The following is a 16,807-nucleotide window of genomic DNA, read 5'->3' as shown; positions in this document are numbered from 1 at the left end:
GGAAGTGTCAGTCGTCATGCAGGTGACCGGTGTGGCGGCCTGATGTCCCTGATGACGCGCCGATAGTCCTGACGTCGCCTTTCATCCACGAACGCAGCCTTGAGGCTGTTGTCGGCGAGGCTCAATTGCTCCTCGGCAGTCAGGCCCAACGCCGCTGCCGCACGGACGAAGTTCTCGTTGACGTGACCTCCGAAATACGCGGGGTCGTCGGAGTTGACCGTGATGCAGAGGCCGGCGTGGAGCAGCCGGCGCAGATTGTGACGTTGGAGATCGGGGAAGATCCGCAGCGCTACATTCGACAGCGGGCATACCGTGAGCGGCGTCCCCTCGTCGGCAAGGCGCCGCATCAGTGCCGGATCTGCCTCGCATTGGACGCCGTGATCGATGCGGTCGACGCGCAGCCTGTCGATCGCTTCGGCCACGTAGTTGGGCGGCCCTTCCTCACCGGCATGCGCGGTCGTCTTCCAGCCAAGCGCGCGGGCGCGGGCGAAGACCTGGTCGAAGGGTCCGGGCGGGTAGCCTTTTTCCGGTCCACCAAGTCCGAGGGCCAGCACGCCGTCGCGCCAGCGGCGCGCTGCCTCGATGGCGGCGAAGGCCTCTTCAACAGGCTTATGCCGGCGAACGCACAGGATCATGCCTTCAGTGATATCGCGTTGTAACCGCGCGTCTGCATAAGCGGCGCTGATGCCGTCCATGACAGCATCGAACGGCACGCCGCGCTCGGTATGGTCGGCAGGGGTGACGTAGATTTCCGCATGAACGACGTTGTCTTCCCGCGCGCGGGTCAGGTACGCGCGTGCCAGCTCATAGAAGTCGCGCTCCGTCCGAAGCACGGTCAGACCGGCCCAGTAGATCTCCAAAAATGACTGGAGATCGGAGAAGCGATACGCCGAGAGGATATCGGTCATCGAGCGGTACCGGATCGCCACGTCGTTCCGGCGGGCAAAATCGAGCAGCATGCCCGGCTCCAGCGTTCCCTCGACATGCACGTGAAGCTCGGCCTTCGGAACGGCCTTGATGTCAAACAAGGGAACGGAATTCATTGAACGCGATCTCTGGCCTCGGCGTGTTCCGCTTCAGAGCTTTTTCCCGCGCGTCCAACCGGATGCGCGTGCCGAAGCTCGTCCGCCGTACGAGCCCGACCTAGCAGCCTTTGTCGAAAGGTCGCCACGCATAAAATATGCGGGCGTTATCCGGCTGAGGCAGCCTCCCCGCGCATTAGGCAATGGTGGTGACCAGCCGCGCGGGGGCACCGTCGGCGAGCATGATGCGCTCCCACAGCATGCGTCCCGGAAGGATCACGAGATCCGCATCGGAGTTCGGACCCGTATTGACCTCGAGCGAGCTGAGCTGCCCGTCATACCAGCCGAGATCATTGAGGGCGATGTCAGCCGCGAGGATTTCCGGAGAGGCATAGACACGTAGCGATTTGCCCAGGAACTCGGATAAGCCGGTTCGCCATTCGGCCTGCCTGGGCGCCGACGCGGCAAGCAGCCGATGCGTCAGGTCGCACACCAGATGGACCTTGCGCGTCGAGGATTCGACGAGACGCTTCAGAGCGGCATCTTGGGCCGGCTCGAACGGACCCATGAGCAATCGGCGCGCCGAGATCCACTGGGTTTCCGACAGATCGAGAATGCCGCGCTCCCAGCGCGACACGGTCGCCTGATCCACACCCATCAATTCAGCGAGGTAGCTTTGCTTCATCTGACGAAGCAATCGCATTCGTCGCAATCCGCGGCCTTGATCACCCATCAACATTCACCCAACTTTGTTCTGCATCTCGTGGCGCTAGGTCAGCGAAGATATACCCCGCGGACACCGCTACCAGGAACGGCTGCGGCGCAAACTCCGCAGCCGTGCGCGCCTGGCGCTGGTCGAACCACTGGCATGTCACGAGCCCGGCCACGGCAGCCTTTCTTTTTTCGCATAGGGTGGTTGGGGAAACCGCACACCGCCATCACGATCGCAAAGCCTGTCCGGATCGGCCAATTCGGCCGCTATCGCGGCGATGACTGCCATTGAGCAGCGAAATCCGGGGTTCTCGCCTTTGGCAGGACCGGCCCCGGATCTCGCTGCGCTACATCCGGGCTACGCTTGGCCAAATTATTCCGGAATCGGCTGTCGGGGCGCGCGCCGCCCGCTCGTCCTCGGGACGCAAAGGACATGGAGAGAAACGATGACGCCCATCATCACCGCCTTCGAACGGTCGCCCGATGGCGGCAAGGGACTGGCGCGCGATACGCGCGTTCGCTGGGCGCTGGAAGAAGCGGGCCAGCCTTACGAGGTTCGCCTTGTTTCGTTCCAGGCGATGAAGGAACCCGCGCATCTGGCGCTGCATCCCTTCGGCCAGGTTCCGACCTATGAGGAAGGTGATCTGGCGCTGTTCGAGACAGGCTCGATCGTGCTTTATATCGCCGAGCGTCATGCGGGCCTGCTGCCCGGCGATGCCAATGCCCGCGCCCACGCAATCACCTGGATGTTTGCCGCGGTCAACACGGTGGAACCGCCGATCCTCGAACTCATGACCGCCAGGATTCTGGAGAGCGACAAGCCCTGGACCAAAGAGCGCCTGCCGCTGGTCATGGATCGCATCCGCGACCGGCTGAAGCAACTCTCCACCCGCCTCGGCAAGGCCGACTGGCTCGACGGCGCGTTCAGCGCGGGCGACCTTATGATGGTGTCGGTGCTGCTCAGGCTGAGAGCATCGGGCATTCTCGAAGAATATCCGGGCCTGTCCGCCTATGTCGCCCGCGGCGAAGCGCGGCCGGCTTACCAGCGCGCTTTCGAGGCTCAGCTGGCGGTCAACACGGGTAAGCGACCGACCGGCTGAGGTTGGCGACAACAGGGACAGCGCCCTTGCGCGGACGGCAAAGCCCCCGGACATCGCTGCACTCGTCCGGGCCAGGTTTGCTAGTCGAATGGATCGTGTTCTGGCAGCGGTTCGGTCAGTTCGAATCCTGGATGAAGCTGCGAGATAATCTCCAGTGCGGTGCGGCCGGGTGCGATCCCCGCGGGGTGCACGCCCGACGCATCGAAATACTGGTTGCTCAGCACCGCGACACCGCATTTCAGTTCCGGCACGACGATCACGATCGCTTCGAATCCGCCTCTGCTCGTCGCGCCGTTCTTTGTGAAAACGGTATGGCCCTGCGTGTCCGTGGTGATCTGCCAGGCGAGGCCCATGGTGACGCTGGTCTTCTCCCCGCAGATGGGGAATGTCCCCTGGTTCTGCTGCGTCAGTGCGATCTGCGACCCGAGCGGCCCCTTCGGCGCCGCGATCTGCGCCGCAAGGAACTTGATCATGTCGTCGCCGGTGGTCTTCAGATCAAAGGCCGTGCCGCCGGTCGGCGTGTTGCGGTCGAAGACGATCGGATATGGCGGCTCGGAGTTCTTGCTCCAATGCCCGATACATCCCTGCGCGATCTTCCACGACGAATTGAGCACCGCTCCGGTCTGCTTCATGCCGAGCGGACCGGTGATGTATTCGGCCAAAATTTCGTTGTAGTTATGGCCCTTGTCTTTCGCAAACATCTGCGTGACCGCAAAGCCCAGGGTCACGAAGCCGATGTTGGAATACTGCCAGCAGCCCTGCGGCGGCGTATCATATTGATTCCACCAGTTGATGAGTTCACTGGACGGTGGCTCGTCCGCAAACAGCTGCTCGCTGTAGCCAGTCAAGCCGTCCCCCGGCTGCTCCGGCATGCCGGAGGTATGGGTGGCGAATTGCACGAGCTGGATGGCGTCCAGCACCGGCGTTCCCACCGCGTTCGCGCTGAAGAGGTTCAGATAAGGGCCGATGGTATCGTCAAGAGAAGGCCCACCCGCCTTGACCGCCACCGCCAGCAATGTGCTGGTGAACACCTTGGTCACCGATCCGATCTCGAACACCGTGTCGGTCGTGACACTGAATGGCGCGGGCGAAGAGCCGGCCACGCCTGACAGTCCCTTGGGGTAGGCGTAGCCCTTGGTGCCGAACGACTTTTCGTCATAGACCGCGATGCAGCAGCCAGGGGCGTTGCTGATGCCGAGATATTTTTCGGCCGCCTGTTGAACGATCTGTGCCGGACTTGTCGTCGCCTCGATCATCTGGTCGCTCATTTCGCCCTCCTGCCGGTGAAGATGCACCATGTTGACCCTTGGTTGCATCCTTTCATACAACGTCGTTCAGAGCGAGTGAAATCACCGTGACTATTTGTTTCAAGTTCGCTCGGTGGAACGTTTGCGCGGAAAAACAGCGTCGTCAGACGCCGGCTTGCGCCGACTTCCCGGCAGTCGCGAAGAGTCTCGCGGGAAATCGGCGCCGGGTTAGCCGAACGCGTAACCTGCTGCCTCGCGCCCGGCTTCAAGATGTGGCGGATTACGCTTCGCCGGTCCACCTGCGCGCTCGGCTGGATTATGCTTGCTGCCGGAGCATCGGAAATGACATGGTCGATCTCACACCGCCGATGCAGGCAGAGCGCAGGACTTCTTCGTGAGCAACAATCAAGCGATCAAACTTGCGGTGATCGGACGCGGCCTGATCGGATCGGCAGCTGCGCGGCATCTGAGCAAGATGGGCCACGATGTTGCGCTGATCGGGCCCGATGAGCCGGCGGATTTTTCGCGCCATGGCGGCGTCTTCGGCAGCCACTATGACGAGGGCCGCATCACGCGGAGTTACGATCCAGGGGCGTTCTGGCGGCAAGCGAACCGCGCTGCGATTTCGCGCTACGGCGAGATTTCAGCGGAGAGCGGCGTGGAGTTCTATCGGGAAGCCGGTGCGCTTCACATCGGCCGCAGCGAAACCACTGATGTTGCTTCGTTCGGCAGGATCTGTGCCGAAGACGGGATCCGGTGTGAAGCCTATCATGATGCGGGGCTCGCGGAGCGCTTTCCGTTTCTGAAATCGACGGCGGGAATGCAGGGCTATTTCGAGCCGCGCAATGCCGGATACATCAGCCCGCGCCGTCTGGTCCGCGCGCAGACGATCACGGCGGAGCGCGCCGGCGCCCGGATCATCGACGAACCCGCGCTGGGGATTTCGGAAAGCGGCTCCGGCGTCACGATCCGGACGCGATCGGGGAGCGTCGAGGCCGAGCGCGTTCTGGTTGCGGCGGGCGGGCACACCCAATCGCTGCTCGGCCGCTCCCTGAGCTTTACGGTCTATGGGCGGACCGCGGCGCTGTTCCGGCTTGGTGCGGCGGAGGTTCAACGCCTGGCCGGAATGCCGTCGATGCGTTGTCTCGGGCCCAAGGGCGACAATCCCTACATGCTGCCGCCGATCCGCTATCCGGACGGCCAGACCTGGCTGAAGCTCGGCGGCGATCCGGTCGATCTTCCGCTCGGCAGCGAGGCCGATATCAAGGACTGGTTCCGCTCGGGCGGATCGATTGAAGTCGCCGATCGGCTTCAAGGACAGATCCTTGAACGCATTCGCGACCTCGCTTTCGAGGAACGCCGCGTCGTGCCCTGCATGACCACCTTCGGCGACAGCGGCCTGCCCTGCATCGGACCGCTTTCAGAGCGCGTCACGGTCGCGTTCTGCTGCTACGGCAAGAGCGCAAAATGTTCGGACGAACTGGGCCGGCTCGGCGCCATGGCGCTGCTCGGCGAGATCAGAGCCGAGCTCGCGCCGTGACGGAGTTTTGTGCGGCGTTTGCGTCCGAAAGTTCCAAGGCACGGGTAGCCCGCATCAGCGCAGCGATATGCGGAACGCCACGACACGCCCCGGATATCGCTTCGCTCATCCGGGCTACGCTTGCTGAACCCGTAGGAGTGCCAACGCGGACGTAACGCACCCTCACGATCATCACCCGAAGACGTGATGGATTACGCTTCGTTCATCCGACCTGTCGGTGATGGTCTGCATCGCGCGACACAACGAAGAGGATCTCGTTGCTCACGCAGCGTTGAGCCGGCGTGAGTGATGATTGCATTCAAGTCCGCCGTTGCCGCGACGCACAAATATCTGACGAGGCCAGACTCCTTGGCCCCATAAACAACACGGAGAAACTCCATGACCAACGTCAAACTCCTGTCGGCTTCCTTGATCGCGGTTGCCATGATCGCGTCGCCGGCAATGGCGCGTGAAACCCACGCGATGTCCCGCCACGTCGCGGAGGCGAGCGCCGCCGCGCCGACCGAGCACGTCTATGTCGACGGTCGCGCCTGCATTCCGGCGCCGCGCGTCGGTTCATTCGCCACTGCGCCCTGGACCGGCAACAATGTCCCCTGCGAGCCGGGTCCTCGCGTGGCGCGCATCGATCGGTCAAGCGGCCTCCTAGCCGCTTGACCAGCGCGATGTGCCATCGCTCCGCTGAAACAGTGAGTAGCCCGCATGAGCGCAGCGATATGCGGGACACCACGCGACACACGATAGATAATGCCCCGGATATCGCTTCGCTTATCCGGGCTACGCTTGCTCGATGGTTCTCATTGCGCCCAATGAGTTGATTTGTCGTTGCAGAAACGTTTCTTCGTCTTGACTCCTGCCCGCGCGTCAGTCGCGTGATACGGACAGTCCGGCGAGAAGCGGAGCGTATGCGGTGAGCCTGCGGGATACGAACTCGGTGAAGAGCCGCACGCGCTTCGTCTTGCGTGTCTCTCCCTGTGTGAGAAGCCAGAGCGTTCCGTACATGTGCAGGTCGGTGCCCGGCACCCTCACAAGCAGAGGGTCGGCATCTCCGACGAAGCACGGCAGCGTCGTCATGCCGATCCCCTGCTGCACCGCGACGATCTGCGCCGCGGCATCTGTCGCCCTGAACGGAACCTCGGCGGCGCGAACCTCACCCTCGTGGGCCCAGTCCGGGATTCCGTGAATACTTATCACGATCCACCTGACGGGATCAGGCGCGCCCGCGCGCCACGCGGCCAGTCGATCGCGGGATATGTAGATGCCTCCGAACAGCTCCGGTCCCTTCAGGCCGTGAAGATTGAGCGGCAGGGTTTTGCGGTCGTAGACGACGCGGATCGCGACATCGGCCTCCCGGTTGGTCAGATTTGCCAGCTCGCCGGACGACAGGATTTCCATCTCGATATCCGGATGCAGTCGCGCGAAATCGGAGAAGTCCGGCATGAGCAGGTGTGTCGCGAGGGGCGGCGCCAGCGTCACCCGCAGCAGCCCGCGCACGCTCTGGTCGCGGCCGAAGACGCGCGTCTCCAGCTGGTGCGACGACGCTTCCATCTGGTCCGCGAGCTCGAGGACTTCCTCACCCGCAGCCGTCAGGCGGTAGCCCGAAGGCAGCTTCTCGAACATCTGCGCTCCGAGCCGCTCCTCCAGCTGGGCGACGCGTCGCAGCACGGTCGAGTGGTTCACCCCGAGGCGCTCGGCGGCAGCCCGCACCGAGCCTCCGCGCGCGACGGCAAGAAAGTAGCGAACGTCATCCCAGTCGATCATGGTGCAATCCGGCACCGCTGGGGTGCGCCTTCCAAAGCCCGTCTCCAGTACATCGAACAGCATCTCGTATGTGGGTAGCACGGGCGATCATGATAGCCCAAGCCGAATAGCGGCGGACACCGATCGTCGCGGCTGGCGTCAGTCATCCGGCCGGATCGATTTCGCACCACCGATGTGCGCGCTTCCGCACTCAACGCCTGACGCCGGCGGAGCTACGTCGAGGTTCTCGGGGGCCATCCCGCAAAATGGGACCAGAGACGCTGTCCGACACGACGAAAGGAGAAGTCATGGGAAAGCTTGAGGGTAAGGTTGCAGTCATCACGGGTGGATCGAGCGGCATGGCGCTGGCGAGCGCCAGGCGGTTCGTTGAAGAAGGCGCCTATGTTTTCATCACGGGCCGAAGGCAGGAGGCGCTCGACGAGGCCGTCAGGCTGATCGGCCAGAACGTAACCGGCGTGCGCGGCGACGCGGCCAATCTCGACGACCTCGACCGTCTGTTCGACACGGTCAAGCGGGAAAAGGGCAAGATCGACGTCCTGTACGCGAGCGCCGGCATCGGCGAAGCCATCCCACTGGGCGAGATTACCGAGCGGCATTTCGATGCTACCTTCGACCTGAATACGCGCGGCACGCTGTTTGCGGTTCAGAAAGCGTTGCCGCTGTTCAGCGATGGCGGCTCGATCTTCATGACCGGGTCGGTCGCTTCGGTAAAAGGTTTTCCCGGTTACGGTGTGTATGCGGCGAGCAAGGCGGCGTTGCGCTCATTCGCACGCACCTGGCTCAACGAACTGAAGGGCAGGAATATCCGGGTGAACGTGCTGAGCCCGGGGCCGATCGCCACACCGATGCAGGACCAGGTTCTCACCGAGGAGGCGAAGCGGATGTTCGAATCCCTGATCCCGCGGGGAAAGATGGGTCGTCCCGAGGAAATTGCGGCGGCCGCGCTGTTTCTTGCCTCAGACGATTCGAGCTTCGTGAATGGGGTGGAGTTGTCTGTCGACGGCGGCTTCTCGGCCATCTGAAATCGAATCATCACCAACACGGTCGGAGAAGCACTATGAGCTACGCGATTGTAGGATTCGGTAAGATAGGCCAGGCCCTCGCCCACGCCTTCGCCCGTAAGAACATCAACGTGACCGTCGCGAGCCGCCGGCCGCCCGAGGCGTTGGCGCCGCAGGCTCGGGCGATTGGACCGACGGTCGTCGCCAAGTCGTTGCGGGAAGCACTCGAGGCCGACACAATCATCCTGGCGGTCCCGTTCGGGGAGCATCGCGAGGTTGCGAAGGCCCTGCCGAGCTGGAAAGGCAAGACGGTGATCGACGCGATGAACGCGTTTCCAGTCCCTGAAGAGCTGGACGGCGTCCCGTCCTCCGCCTTCGCCGCGAAGGCGTTCGCCGGCGCCAAGCTCGTGAAAGGGTTCAATCACCTGGTTGCGGCCAAGCTGGCGGCCGATCCGATCGTCGAGGGTGGCCACCGGGTCGTCTTGCTGTCGAGCGACGACGAGGACGCGGTCGCGCCTGTGGCGGCCTTGGCGAAGCAACTCGGGTTCGCACCCGTCAAGCTGGGAAGGCTCAACGAGGGTGGCGCGCTGGTGCACGCACGCGGCCGCACTTGGGGCCCGCTCATCTTCCAGGATTTGTTCAAGAAGGAACAGTAACGGATTTGCGACCCGTAGCCCGCATGAGCGGAGCGACATGCGGGACAAGACGCGGAGCGCCGATCGGAAAACGCCGGATGTCGCTGCGCTCATCCGGGCTTCTGTAACGGGCCTTGGTTAGTCAATCCCTTTTCGCGTCATCCACTCGCCGGGCACTTGCTTCTGTACGGGATCGGCGCGAAGGCCGTCGCCTGATGGGGTGCATTGAGGAGCCGGCCGGCCAATCTACGGATTGCGTGGTCGTGAGCCACTTCCCGGATGGCGGCCTGACCGGATCCATCGTCCCAGCGGAGGGACTTCGCTCGGGGAGAGCCTGGTGTCGTGGCCCGCCCGGAACCGATTGCTGCTCCTGGCTAGATGGCCTTGGTCATCGGGTTGAACGGTTTGGTGTCGGCGAGCATGCGATGCAGGATCACGGCGAGCTTGCGAGCCAGCGCTACCTTGGCCTTGCGCATGCCTGCGCGCCGGGCGATCCGCATCGCCCAGCTCTTCAATGCCGAGCAATTCTTGACCGGCTTGGTCAGCATGACGTGAGCTGCCTGGTAGAGTGCCTCGCGCACGGAGGCATCCCCGATCTTGCTGATGCGGCCGGTGTAGTCGGTCTCACCGGACTGGTACTTCTTCGGGGTGAGCCCAAAGTGGGCTCCCGTGGCCTTCGAGGAGCGGAAGCGCTTCGGGTCGTCGATCGCCGCGGCATAGGTGAGCGCCACGATCGGACCAACGGACGGCGTTGTCATCAGGAGCTTGGCGGATGGATGCGTCCTGGCGAGCTTCTGGGTGTGCTTGTCCAGGCTCTTGAACTCCCGCAGCAGCACCGCATGGGCTTGGAGCAGCGCCGCCGCGACCAACTCCAGTCCGGGATGGCCGGTCACGAGCTCGCGGATGCGTCCGGCGAACGTGCGCTCGGTGGTCGCACCGACCTTCAGGCCAAAACCGCGAAGTATGCCGCGCAGGCTGTTCTCGACATCGCGAAGCTTGGATTGCAGCAGCTTGCGCGCCGTCAGGATGGCGCGGGTCTCCTGCGCCGCGACCGACTTGCAGTGCACCGGCCGGAACCAGCCGAGCCGCATCAACTGCGCGATCCGGCGGGCATCGTTGCGGTCCGTCTTCACCGGCATCGACTTGAAGGCTTCGCGAACGTGCCGCGTTTCCAGCAGTTCGACCGCAAGCCCTGCGTCTCGCAGACCCGCATACAGCCATTGCGACAAGGGGCCTGCCTCCAGCCCGATCCGTTCCAGTGCCAGACCCAGCGACCGGAACCAGGCGATCAGCGCCGCCGGCTCGCTCGCAACCTTCGTCTCGCGCAAAATCTTGCCTGTCCCATCGACAAGGCAAACGCTCGAGCATTCCAAAGACACGTCAATTCCTGCATAGTGGTACATGGTCGTCCCTTAATGATGCTTGGAGCGGGCTTGCCCGACTCCGTTGAACACCATCAGTTTGAGGGACGACCGCCTTCCAACCAACAGGCCGCTCGCGAGCGCGCTTCCAAATTGCGCCGTAGCGAGCGGGCGGCCGGCCCGTTACCCCATCTACGCTTGCTATCTTGGCGATCCGCCCTCGCGTAAGACTCACGAGGGCGGCGTTCGCAAACTGCGATCTCGATCAAGATGCCTCGATCGGCTCGGACATCGCTATCCGGTTCTTCACGCTGGGACGCTCCTGCATCCTTGCATACCATGCCAAAAGAGCCTCGCACTCCACCGGCACCGGCACGTTCACCAGTCCCGCGAAGATCAAGCCGCCTATGAGGGTGATATCGGCCATCGTGAACGCCTCTCCGGCGACGAACGGCTGTGCTTTCAGAATGCCGTCAAAGTAGTGCATCCCCCTGAGGGCCTTGTCGCGCTGACGGAATCCCCATTCGGGGTTCTGATAGATCTCGACATGAGGCCCAAGACCCGGCGTGGCGTGGTGGAAATAGACGCTGACGGCGTCGAGCAGTTCCAGTTCGGCGCGCTTGCTCATCATGTGGATCACACCCTTTTCGCGCGGCGTCCGGCCGGTCAGCGTCGGCGCGCCATTAAGCGCGTCAAGGTACTCGGTAATGGCCGTGCACTCGCCAATGAAGGTTCCGTCGTCGAGTTCGAGCACCGGCAGCGTGCCGGAGTAGTTCTTGGCAAGGAATTCGAGCTTCTTGTGCTCGCCCTTGTAGAGATCGACCAATACGAACTCCACTTGCGACCGCAGGTTCTTCTCGGCCAAAGCGATGCGAACGCGGGCCGGATATGGGCCAGTTGGCCAATCGTAAATCTTCATCAAGACTCCTGTCTACCTGTCACTTGGTAGGGTAGAACTAACCTTCAAATTCGGCCGGTCAACACCTATCTGTCACTTGGTAGATAACGAAGCGGTGAGGCAATGAAGTGAGTTCGAGCTCTCGGGAAGCCATCCTGGCGGCAGCAAAGCGGACCGCGCAGGCACGCGGCTATGGCGGCTTGAATTTCCGCGATCTCGCGGACGAAGTCGGGATCAAGGCCGCCAGCATCTATCACCATTTTCCGAGCAAGGCCGATCTCGGCGTCGCCGTCGCGCAGCGCTACTGGGAGGACACTGCCGCCCAACTCGAGTCGATGCTGGCAGAAACGGCCGATCCTGTCCGCTGCCTGCGTCGATATCCCGATGTGTTTCGCAAAGCGCTCGAGAGCAACAACCGCATGTGCCTCTGCAGCTTCATGTCGGCGGAAGTCGACGACCTGCCGGACGCAGTGAAGAAGGAGGTCCAGACCTTTGCCGACGTCAACGTGGCGTGGCTGAGCAAGCTGTTGGTGGCCGCGGGCCTGGTCAGTTCGAGAAAGAGCGAACAGCGGGCCCGCGCCATCTTCGCCGCCGTCGCCGGCGCGCAGCTCGTCGCCAGAAGCCGCTCCGATATTTCGCTCTACGACTCGATGATCGACAGCTATCGCGCCGCGGGACTTTTGCCGGCATAGATGGCCCGAACGTCAGATCGACGTGAGGCGGCGACGCCCTGCTCCAACTCGATCGTTCCAAGCCATGGTAGCGAGTAGCCCGCATGAGCGAAGCGATATGCGGACACCAGGCGACACGCTGACAGGAAGTGCCCCGGATATTGCGGAGCCCGTCATCGGGCGCGCGTTCGCGCGACTCGTTGGCTCATCCGGGCTTCTGTAACGGGCCTTGGTTAGTCAATCCCTTTTCGCGTCATCCACTCGCCGGGCACTTGCTTCTGTACGGGATCGGCGCGAAGGCCGTCGCCTGATGGGGTGCATTGAGGAGCCGGCCGGCCAATCTACGGATTGCGTGGTCGTGAGCCACTTCCCGGATGGCGGCCTGACCGGATCCATCGTCCCAGCGGAGGGACTTCGCTCGGGGAGAGCCTGGTGTCGTGGCCCGCCCGGAACCGATTGCTGCTCCTGGCTAGATGGCCTTGGTCATCGGGTTGAACGGTTTGGTGTCGGCGAGCATGCGATGCAGGATCACGGCGAGCTTGCGAGCCAGCGCTACCTTGGCCTTGCGCATGCCTGCGCGCCGGGCGATCCGCATCGCCCAGCTCTTCAATGCCGAGCAATTCTTGACCGGCTTGGTCAGCATGACGTGAGCTGCCTGGTAGAGTGCCTCGCGCACGGAGGCATCCCCGATCTTGCTGATGCGGCCGGTGTAGTCGGTCTCACCGGACTGGTACTTCTTCGGGGTGAGCCCAAAGTGGGCTCCCGTGGCCTTCGAGGAGCGGAAGCGCTTCGGGTCGTCGATCGCCGCGGCATAGGTGAGCGCCACGATCGGACCAACGGACGGCGTTGTCATCAGGAGCTTGGCGGATGGATGCGTCCTGGCGAGCTTCTGGGTGTGCTTGTCCAGGCTCTTGAACTCCCGCAGCAGCACCGCATGGGCTTGGAGCAGCGCCGCCGCGACCAACTCCAGTCCGGGATGGCCGGTCACGAGCTCGCGGATGCGTCCGGCGAACGTGCGCTCGGTGGTCGCACCGACCTTCAGGCCAAAACCGCGAAGTATGCCGCGCAGGCTGTTCTCGACATCGCGAAGCTTGGATTGCAGCAGCTTGCGCGCCGTCAGGATGGCGCGGGTCTCCTGCGCCGCGACCGACTTGCAGTGCACCGGCCGGAACCAGCCGAGCCGCATCAACTGCGCGATCCGGCGGGCATCGTTGCGGTCCGTCTTCACCGGCATCGACTTGAAGGCTTCGCGAACGTGCCGCGTTTCCAGCAGTTCGACCGCAAGCCCTGCGTCTCGCAGACCCGCATACAGCCATTGCGACAAGGGGCCTGCCTCCAGCCCGATCCGTTCCAGTGCCAGACCCAGCGACCGGAACCAGGCGATCAGCGCCGCCGGCTCGCTCGCAACCTTCGTCTCGCGCAAAATCTTGCCTGTCCCATCGACAAGGCAAACGCTCGAGCATTCCAAAGACACGTCAATTCCTGCATAGTGGTACATGGTCGTCCTTTAATGATGCTTGGAGCGGGCTTGCCCGACTCCGTTGAACACCATCAGTTTGAGGGACGACCGCCTTCCAACCAACAGGCCGCTCGCGAGCGCGCTTCCAAATTGCGCCGTAGCGAGCGGGCGGCCGGCCCGTTACCCCATCTACGCTCGCTGGTGCACGCACGCGGCCGCGTTTGGGCCCACTCATCTTCCAGGGTTTGTTCAAGAAGGAGCAGTGATCGGCGCACGGGCGCCGTTCGAAGGGCGGCGAGACGCCTTGGCCGCGCCGGATGGGCAGCGCGCAGTTCGGATCAACGGTTTCAAACAGCGTCAGATATGACAACGCGTTCTCGCGACGATAATCGTCCGAGCCTTGATGTTGGTTCCACCCTCTTCGATCAGAGGGCGCAGGGAAGACCGGGTGCCGATCGCACCCATGGGCCCCGAGCAATGGGTAGGAAGCTCGGGGGTAGGACCACAGGTGTAACCGGAAACATCCGGCCTTCCCTGCGCGATGGTTGTGCGGCTTAGTTCGTGCTCTCCCCGGCGAGACTGGGCTTTTTTGTCACCGCCCTCGCACGCGCATCGCGCAATGCAAGAAGACACCTACCACTAGGGCGTCAGGACCACACGTCTATAATTTGGCATTCGGTGAAACGCGCCGAAACTAAGAAACGCCTTTAAAATAAGTAGTTTTTGCCTAGCCTGTTTCGGGGTGCTTCGGCGGGTTTCGCCAAATCTAGGGCCGGGCCCAAAGGCCGGCTCTGTTGGTCAAAACCCTTTAGGAGCCTGATACCGAAATGGACACTACCACGACCACCGAAACCGCCGCCAAGCGCGCCCGCAACGGCGCCGTGATCCTCACCGATCGCCTCTGCGAGAAGCGGGTCACCAAGCGGGGCAAATTCTACGACCGGAAATGCCCGGGCCTCTATGTCAGCATTACCACGGCCGGGGTGGCGACCTTCTCGTTCAAGTTCACGGACAGGCAGACCGGCAAGCAGCGCACCGGCTGGCTGGGCGTCTATAACCCCGAGACCTTCACGGTCGAGGATGCCCGCGCCAAGGTCTACGGGCTCAAAGGCATGGGCGGTGATGCGATGGCCGAGACCTTCCGCGACCGGAAGGTGCAGCAGGCCAAGCGCGGCAAGACGGTGAACGAGATCATCGAGGAGCGGATCGAGTGGATGAAAACGCCGGTCCGCAAGTCGGACGGTGAGATGCGGCCCCGGATCGAGACGTGGGAGAACGTCGCCAGCCATCTGCGACGATTTATCGGCCCCCGGCTTGGCAAGAAGATCGCCAGCGAGGTTACCAAGCATGACATCGCCACGCTCTCGAATGATATCGTGGCAGGTAGGCACGGCGGCAGGCCCTCGGTCGCCAACGCCCGCCACATGCGGCGCGCTGCATCCGGCCTATTCAACTGGGCAGCTGAGGCCGGCCGCGACTATGTAACCGCCAGCCCATGCGTCAACCTGCCGAAGCTCGACCCTGAGCATCCGCGCACGCGGGTCCTGTCCGAGGACGAGATCAGAATTTTCTGGCACGGTCTCGACTGTGACGACATGCCTTGGGATCGCCGCACCTGCCTCGCGCTCAAGTTCGAGTTGGTCACCATGCTGCGATCCGGCGAACTGCTCGCCGCTCACCGCGACGAACTGTTCGATCTCGACGGAGAATCCCCCCGATTTGACGTGCCCCTCAAGCGAGTGAAGAAGCGCCGGGTGATCCAGCAGCCGCTGTCCGGCCTGGCGGTCCAGATTATCAAGGAGGCGCTCAGGGGGTCGAACAAGCAATACGTCTTCGCCAGCCCCTATGGCGACCAGCCGATGAACCGCAGGGTCATGGGTACCGCGTTGCGCGGCACTAAGGTCAAGGGCAAGGTGAAGACGCCCGGCATCTGCGCGCTGCTCGGCCTCAAGCCGTTCACGCCGCACGATCTCCGCCGGACGGCAGCAACATTGGCGGGCGATCTCGGCTTTGATGATGCATGGATAGCCAAATGCCTCGATCACGCCGCGAGCAAGAAGTCAGAGCAGATCGTTCCCACCGTCACTGGCAAGGTCTACAATCATTCCAAGCGGATGAAGGAGAAGCGCGCGGTGCTGGACGGCGTCGCGGCCGAGTTACGGCGGATTATCGGCGAATCTTCTGAGCGGGCCGTCGATCAGTGTGGGTCGAGGTTCGCGGCTTGATCAATGAGAAGTCGGCGGCTACCGCCGGCTTTATGAGCCCGGTCCGGCGCGAAGCTGGCCGGGCTTTGCATTTTGGAACACCGTGAATGCACCATTTGGCCGCCGATCCGTCGGTAGGCGAACCAGTGTCTCGTAAGCGGCGGCCCGCTAGAGCATTTTCCACATGATGTGGATCATCTGGTGTATCCAGCATGCCTAAAGTAGTTGGCACACATCTGCGGCGCAAACGACTTGACGAGTTTGCCGATGAGTTTGAGCAGGGCTTGGACCGTGCGGGTGGCGCCTTTGCGCAGCGCAGCTTTCAACCGGGAGAAGGCCTGTTCGATCGGATTGAGGTCGGGCGAGTAGGCCGGCAGATAACGCACGCGGGCGCCGACAGCCTCGATCGCCTCGCGGACACCGGCGATCTTGTGAGTGCGCAAGTTGTCCATGAAGACGATGTCGCCCTTGCGCAAGGTCGGCGCCAGGACTTGCTCGACATAAGCCAGGAACGAGGGCCCATCCATTGCACCGTCGATGACATAGGGCGCCGTGAGGCCATCGATGCGCAGCGCGGCGACAAGCGTCAGCGTCTTCCAGTGACCATGGGGCACGCCAGAGACGAGGCGCTCACCGCGAGGAGAGCGCCCATAGTGCCGGACCATCTTCGTCGTGACCGCAGTCTCGTCGATAAAGATGAGGCGCGGTGCACGCAGCTTGGGCTGCTCGGCTTTCAGCGCGGCACGCTCGGCAGCGACGTCAGGTCGATCCTGCTCGGCGGCGTGCAGTGTTTTTTTTGAAGGTGATGCTGTGACGGTCGAAGAAACGCCAGATCGAACCGATGCCGGCCTTTTGCTTTCTCTGAGAGCGCAGACGCGCGCGGATCTCCTCGAGCGTCAGGTCCGGCTCCGCGGCGATCAGCTCGATCAGCCACTGCTTGTGCTGCTCCAACGGCGAGCGGCTGTGCCCGGTGCCGGGCTTGGCCTCAACGTTTCCGGTCTTCCTCCAACGATCCATCCATCGGATCGTAGTCGAAGCGCCGAGATTGAGAATGCGCGCAGCCTCACGTGCGCTTTCGCCGGACTCAACAAGCTCAACCGCACGCACCCTGAGGTCCTTGGAGTATCCCTTCGCCATCGCATGCCCCGCATGTTGTCGCGGGCAACACCGAATCTGATTTGCGTGCCCGTGGGAATCCCC

15 protein-coding genes are annotated in these 16,807 nt (G+C 63.0%); 7 read left to right on the top strand and 8 right to left on the bottom strand.

Going from position 1 to position 16,807, the window contains the following annotated elements:
• Positions 1-14: 14 nt before the first annotated feature.
• Both ACVMDN_RS14170 and ACVMDN_RS14165 read right to left on the bottom strand, forming a co-directional pair.
• The gene (locus tag ACVMDN_RS14170) at positions 15-1,043 is read right to left on the bottom strand and encodes an adenosine deaminase (protein ID WP_456835146.1); all 1,029 of its coding nucleotides are present in this window, start codon (positions 1,041-1,043) and stop codon (positions 15-17) included.
• 175 nt (positions 1,044-1,218) lie between these two features.
• The gene (locus tag ACVMDN_RS14165) at positions 1,219-1,755 is read right to left on the bottom strand and encodes a helix-turn-helix domain-containing protein (RefSeq protein WP_076831778.1); all 537 of its coding nucleotides are present in this window, start codon (positions 1,753-1,755) and stop codon (positions 1,219-1,221) included.
• A 424-nt stretch (positions 1,756-2,179) separates the two neighbouring features.
• Here ACVMDN_RS14165 and ACVMDN_RS14160 point away from each other — a divergent pair, with 424 nt between their 5' ends.
• On the top strand, positions 2,180-2,833 hold the full coding sequence (locus ACVMDN_RS14160) for a glutathione S-transferase family protein (protein ID WP_456835147.1): 654 nt from the start codon (positions 2,180-2,182) through the stop codon (positions 2,831-2,833).
• Positions 2,834-2,913: 80 nt separating this feature from the next.
• Here ACVMDN_RS14160 and ACVMDN_RS14155 read toward each other — a convergent pair whose 3' ends face one another.
• Complete coding sequence (locus ACVMDN_RS14155) at positions 2,914-4,101, bottom strand: serine hydrolase domain-containing protein (RefSeq protein ID WP_158074227.1); 1,188 nt, start codon at positions 4,099-4,101, stop codon at positions 2,914-2,916.
• A 373-nt stretch (positions 4,102-4,474) separates the two neighbouring features.
• Here ACVMDN_RS14155 and ACVMDN_RS14150 point away from each other — a divergent pair, with 373 nt between their 5' ends.
• Together ACVMDN_RS14150 and ACVMDN_RS14145 are read left to right on the top strand one after the other, a co-directional pair.
• Positions 4,475-5,620 carry an NAD(P)/FAD-dependent oxidoreductase gene (locus ACVMDN_RS14150; RefSeq protein WP_456835148.1) on the top strand — a complete coding sequence of 382 codons (1,146 nt, stop codon included), beginning with the start codon at positions 4,475-4,477 and terminating at the stop codon, positions 5,618-5,620.
• 378 nt (positions 5,621-5,998) lie between these two features.
• A complete protein-coding gene (locus ACVMDN_RS14145; RefSeq protein ID WP_456835149.1) occupies positions 5,999-6,274 on the top strand; it encodes a hypothetical protein in 276 nt (91 codons plus the stop codon).
• 207 nt (positions 6,275-6,481) lie between these two features.
• Here ACVMDN_RS14145 and ACVMDN_RS14140 read toward each other — a convergent pair whose 3' ends face one another.
• Entirely contained in the window at positions 6,482-7,378 is an 897-nt protein-coding gene (locus ACVMDN_RS14140) for a LysR family transcriptional regulator (RefSeq protein ID WP_057019792.1), read from the bottom strand.
• A 287-nt stretch (positions 7,379-7,665) separates the two neighbouring features.
• Between ACVMDN_RS14140 and ACVMDN_RS14135 the strand changes: the two genes are divergently transcribed.
• Positions 7,666-8,400 (top strand): SDR family NAD(P)-dependent oxidoreductase, encoded by a 735-nt coding sequence (locus ACVMDN_RS14135; RefSeq protein WP_456835150.1) that lies wholly within the window; start codon positions 7,666-7,668, stop codon positions 8,398-8,400.
• A gap of 35 nt (positions 8,401-8,435) precedes the next feature.
• Positions 8,436-9,035, top strand: a complete 600-nt coding sequence (locus ACVMDN_RS14130; protein ID WP_456835151.1) for an NADPH-dependent F420 reductase — start codon at positions 8,436-8,438, stop codon at positions 9,033-9,035.
• A 353-nt stretch (positions 9,036-9,388) separates the two neighbouring features.
• Here ACVMDN_RS14130 and ACVMDN_RS14125 read toward each other — a convergent pair whose 3' ends face one another.
• Both ACVMDN_RS14125 and ACVMDN_RS14120 read right to left on the bottom strand, forming a co-directional pair.
• Positions 9,389-10,417, bottom strand: a complete 1,029-nt coding sequence (locus tag ACVMDN_RS14125; RefSeq protein WP_456835152.1) for an IS110 family RNA-guided transposase — start codon at positions 10,415-10,417, stop codon at positions 9,389-9,391.
• Between the two features lie 223 nt (positions 10,418-10,640).
• The gene (locus ACVMDN_RS14120; protein WP_456835153.1) at positions 10,641-11,294 is read right to left on the bottom strand and encodes a glutathione S-transferase; all 654 of its coding nucleotides are present in this window, start codon (positions 11,292-11,294) and stop codon (positions 10,641-10,643) included.
• Between the two features lie 107 nt (positions 11,295-11,401).
• On the opposite strand from ACVMDN_RS14120, the gene ACVMDN_RS14115 reads away from it, so the two are divergent.
• Complete coding sequence (locus ACVMDN_RS14115; protein ID WP_229190657.1) at positions 11,402-11,965, top strand: TetR/AcrR family transcriptional regulator; 564 nt, start codon at positions 11,402-11,404, stop codon at positions 11,963-11,965.
• Positions 11,966-12,413: 448 nt separating this feature from the next.
• On the opposite strand, the gene ACVMDN_RS14110 is transcribed toward ACVMDN_RS14115, so the two are convergent.
• Positions 12,414-13,442, bottom strand: coding sequence for an IS110 family RNA-guided transposase (locus ACVMDN_RS14110; RefSeq protein ID WP_456835152.1), 1,029 nt, complete (start codon positions 13,440-13,442; stop codon positions 12,414-12,416).
• 788 nt (positions 13,443-14,230) lie between these two features.
• On the opposite strand from ACVMDN_RS14110, the gene ACVMDN_RS14105 reads away from it, so the two are divergent.
• Positions 14,231-15,628: a tyrosine-type recombinase/integrase gene (locus ACVMDN_RS14105; RefSeq protein WP_456835154.1), complete on the top strand. Its 1,398-nt coding sequence runs from the start codon at positions 14,231-14,233 to the stop codon at positions 15,626-15,628.
• A gap of 173 nt (positions 15,629-15,801) precedes the next feature.
• Here the strand turns inward: ACVMDN_RS14105 and ACVMDN_RS14100 are convergent.
• Positions 15,802-16,744, bottom strand: a protein-coding gene (locus ACVMDN_RS14100; RefSeq protein WP_141343507.1) for an IS630 family transposase whose coding sequence is annotated in 2 segments (ribosomal slippage) — positions 15,802-16,404 and positions 16,406-16,744 — 942 coding nt in all. Because the reading frame shifts where the segments join, the coding sequence is not laid out codon by codon here.
• Between the last annotated feature and the right edge of the window lie 63 nt (positions 16,745-16,807).

Source organism: Bradyrhizobium sp. USDA 4510, from assembly GCF_054059095.1.
Note: the sequence above shows the minus strand (reverse complement) of the source record. Positions and strands in the feature narration are given on the sequence as shown.

Excerpts from the sequence above, each read along its gene's own strand:
- ACVMDN_RS14170 (WP_456835146.1), bottom strand. The coding sequence starts at position 1,043 with ATGAATTCCGTTCCCTTGTTTGACATCAAGGCCGTTCCGAAGGCCGAG.
- ACVMDN_RS14165 (WP_076831778.1), bottom strand. The coding sequence starts at position 1,755 with ATGGGTGATCAAGGCCGCGGATTGCGACGAATGCGATTGCTTCGTCAG.
- ACVMDN_RS14160 (WP_456835147.1), top strand. The coding sequence starts at position 2,180 with ATGACGCCCATCATCACCGCCTTCGAACGGTCGCCCGATGGCGGCAAG.
- ACVMDN_RS14155 (WP_158074227.1), bottom strand. The coding sequence starts at position 4,101 with ATGAGCGACCAGATGATCGAGGCGACGACAAGTCCGGCACAGATCGTT.
- ACVMDN_RS14145 (WP_456835149.1), top strand. The coding sequence starts at position 5,999 with ATGACCAACGTCAAACTCCTGTCGGCTTCCTTGATCGCGGTTGCCATG.
- ACVMDN_RS14140 (WP_057019792.1), bottom strand. The coding sequence starts at position 7,378 with ATGATCGACTGGGATGACGTTCGCTACTTTCTTGCCGTCGCGCGCGGA.
- ACVMDN_RS14135 (WP_456835150.1), top strand. The coding sequence starts at position 7,666 with ATGGGAAAGCTTGAGGGTAAGGTTGCAGTCATCACGGGTGGATCGAGC.
- ACVMDN_RS14130 (WP_456835151.1), top strand. The coding sequence starts at position 8,436 with ATGAGCTACGCGATTGTAGGATTCGGTAAGATAGGCCAGGCCCTCGCC.
- ACVMDN_RS14125 (WP_456835152.1), bottom strand. The coding sequence starts at position 10,417 with ATGTACCACTATGCAGGAATTGACGTGTCTTTGGAATGCTCGAGCGTT.
- ACVMDN_RS14120 (WP_456835153.1), bottom strand. The coding sequence starts at position 11,294 with ATGAAGATTTACGATTGGCCAACTGGCCCATATCCGGCCCGCGTTCGC.
- ACVMDN_RS14110 (WP_456835152.1), bottom strand. The coding sequence starts at position 13,442 with ATGTACCACTATGCAGGAATTGACGTGTCTTTGGAATGCTCGAGCGTT.
- ACVMDN_RS14105 (WP_456835154.1), top strand. The coding sequence starts at position 14,231 with ATGGACACTACCACGACCACCGAAACCGCCGCCAAGCGCGCCCGCAAC.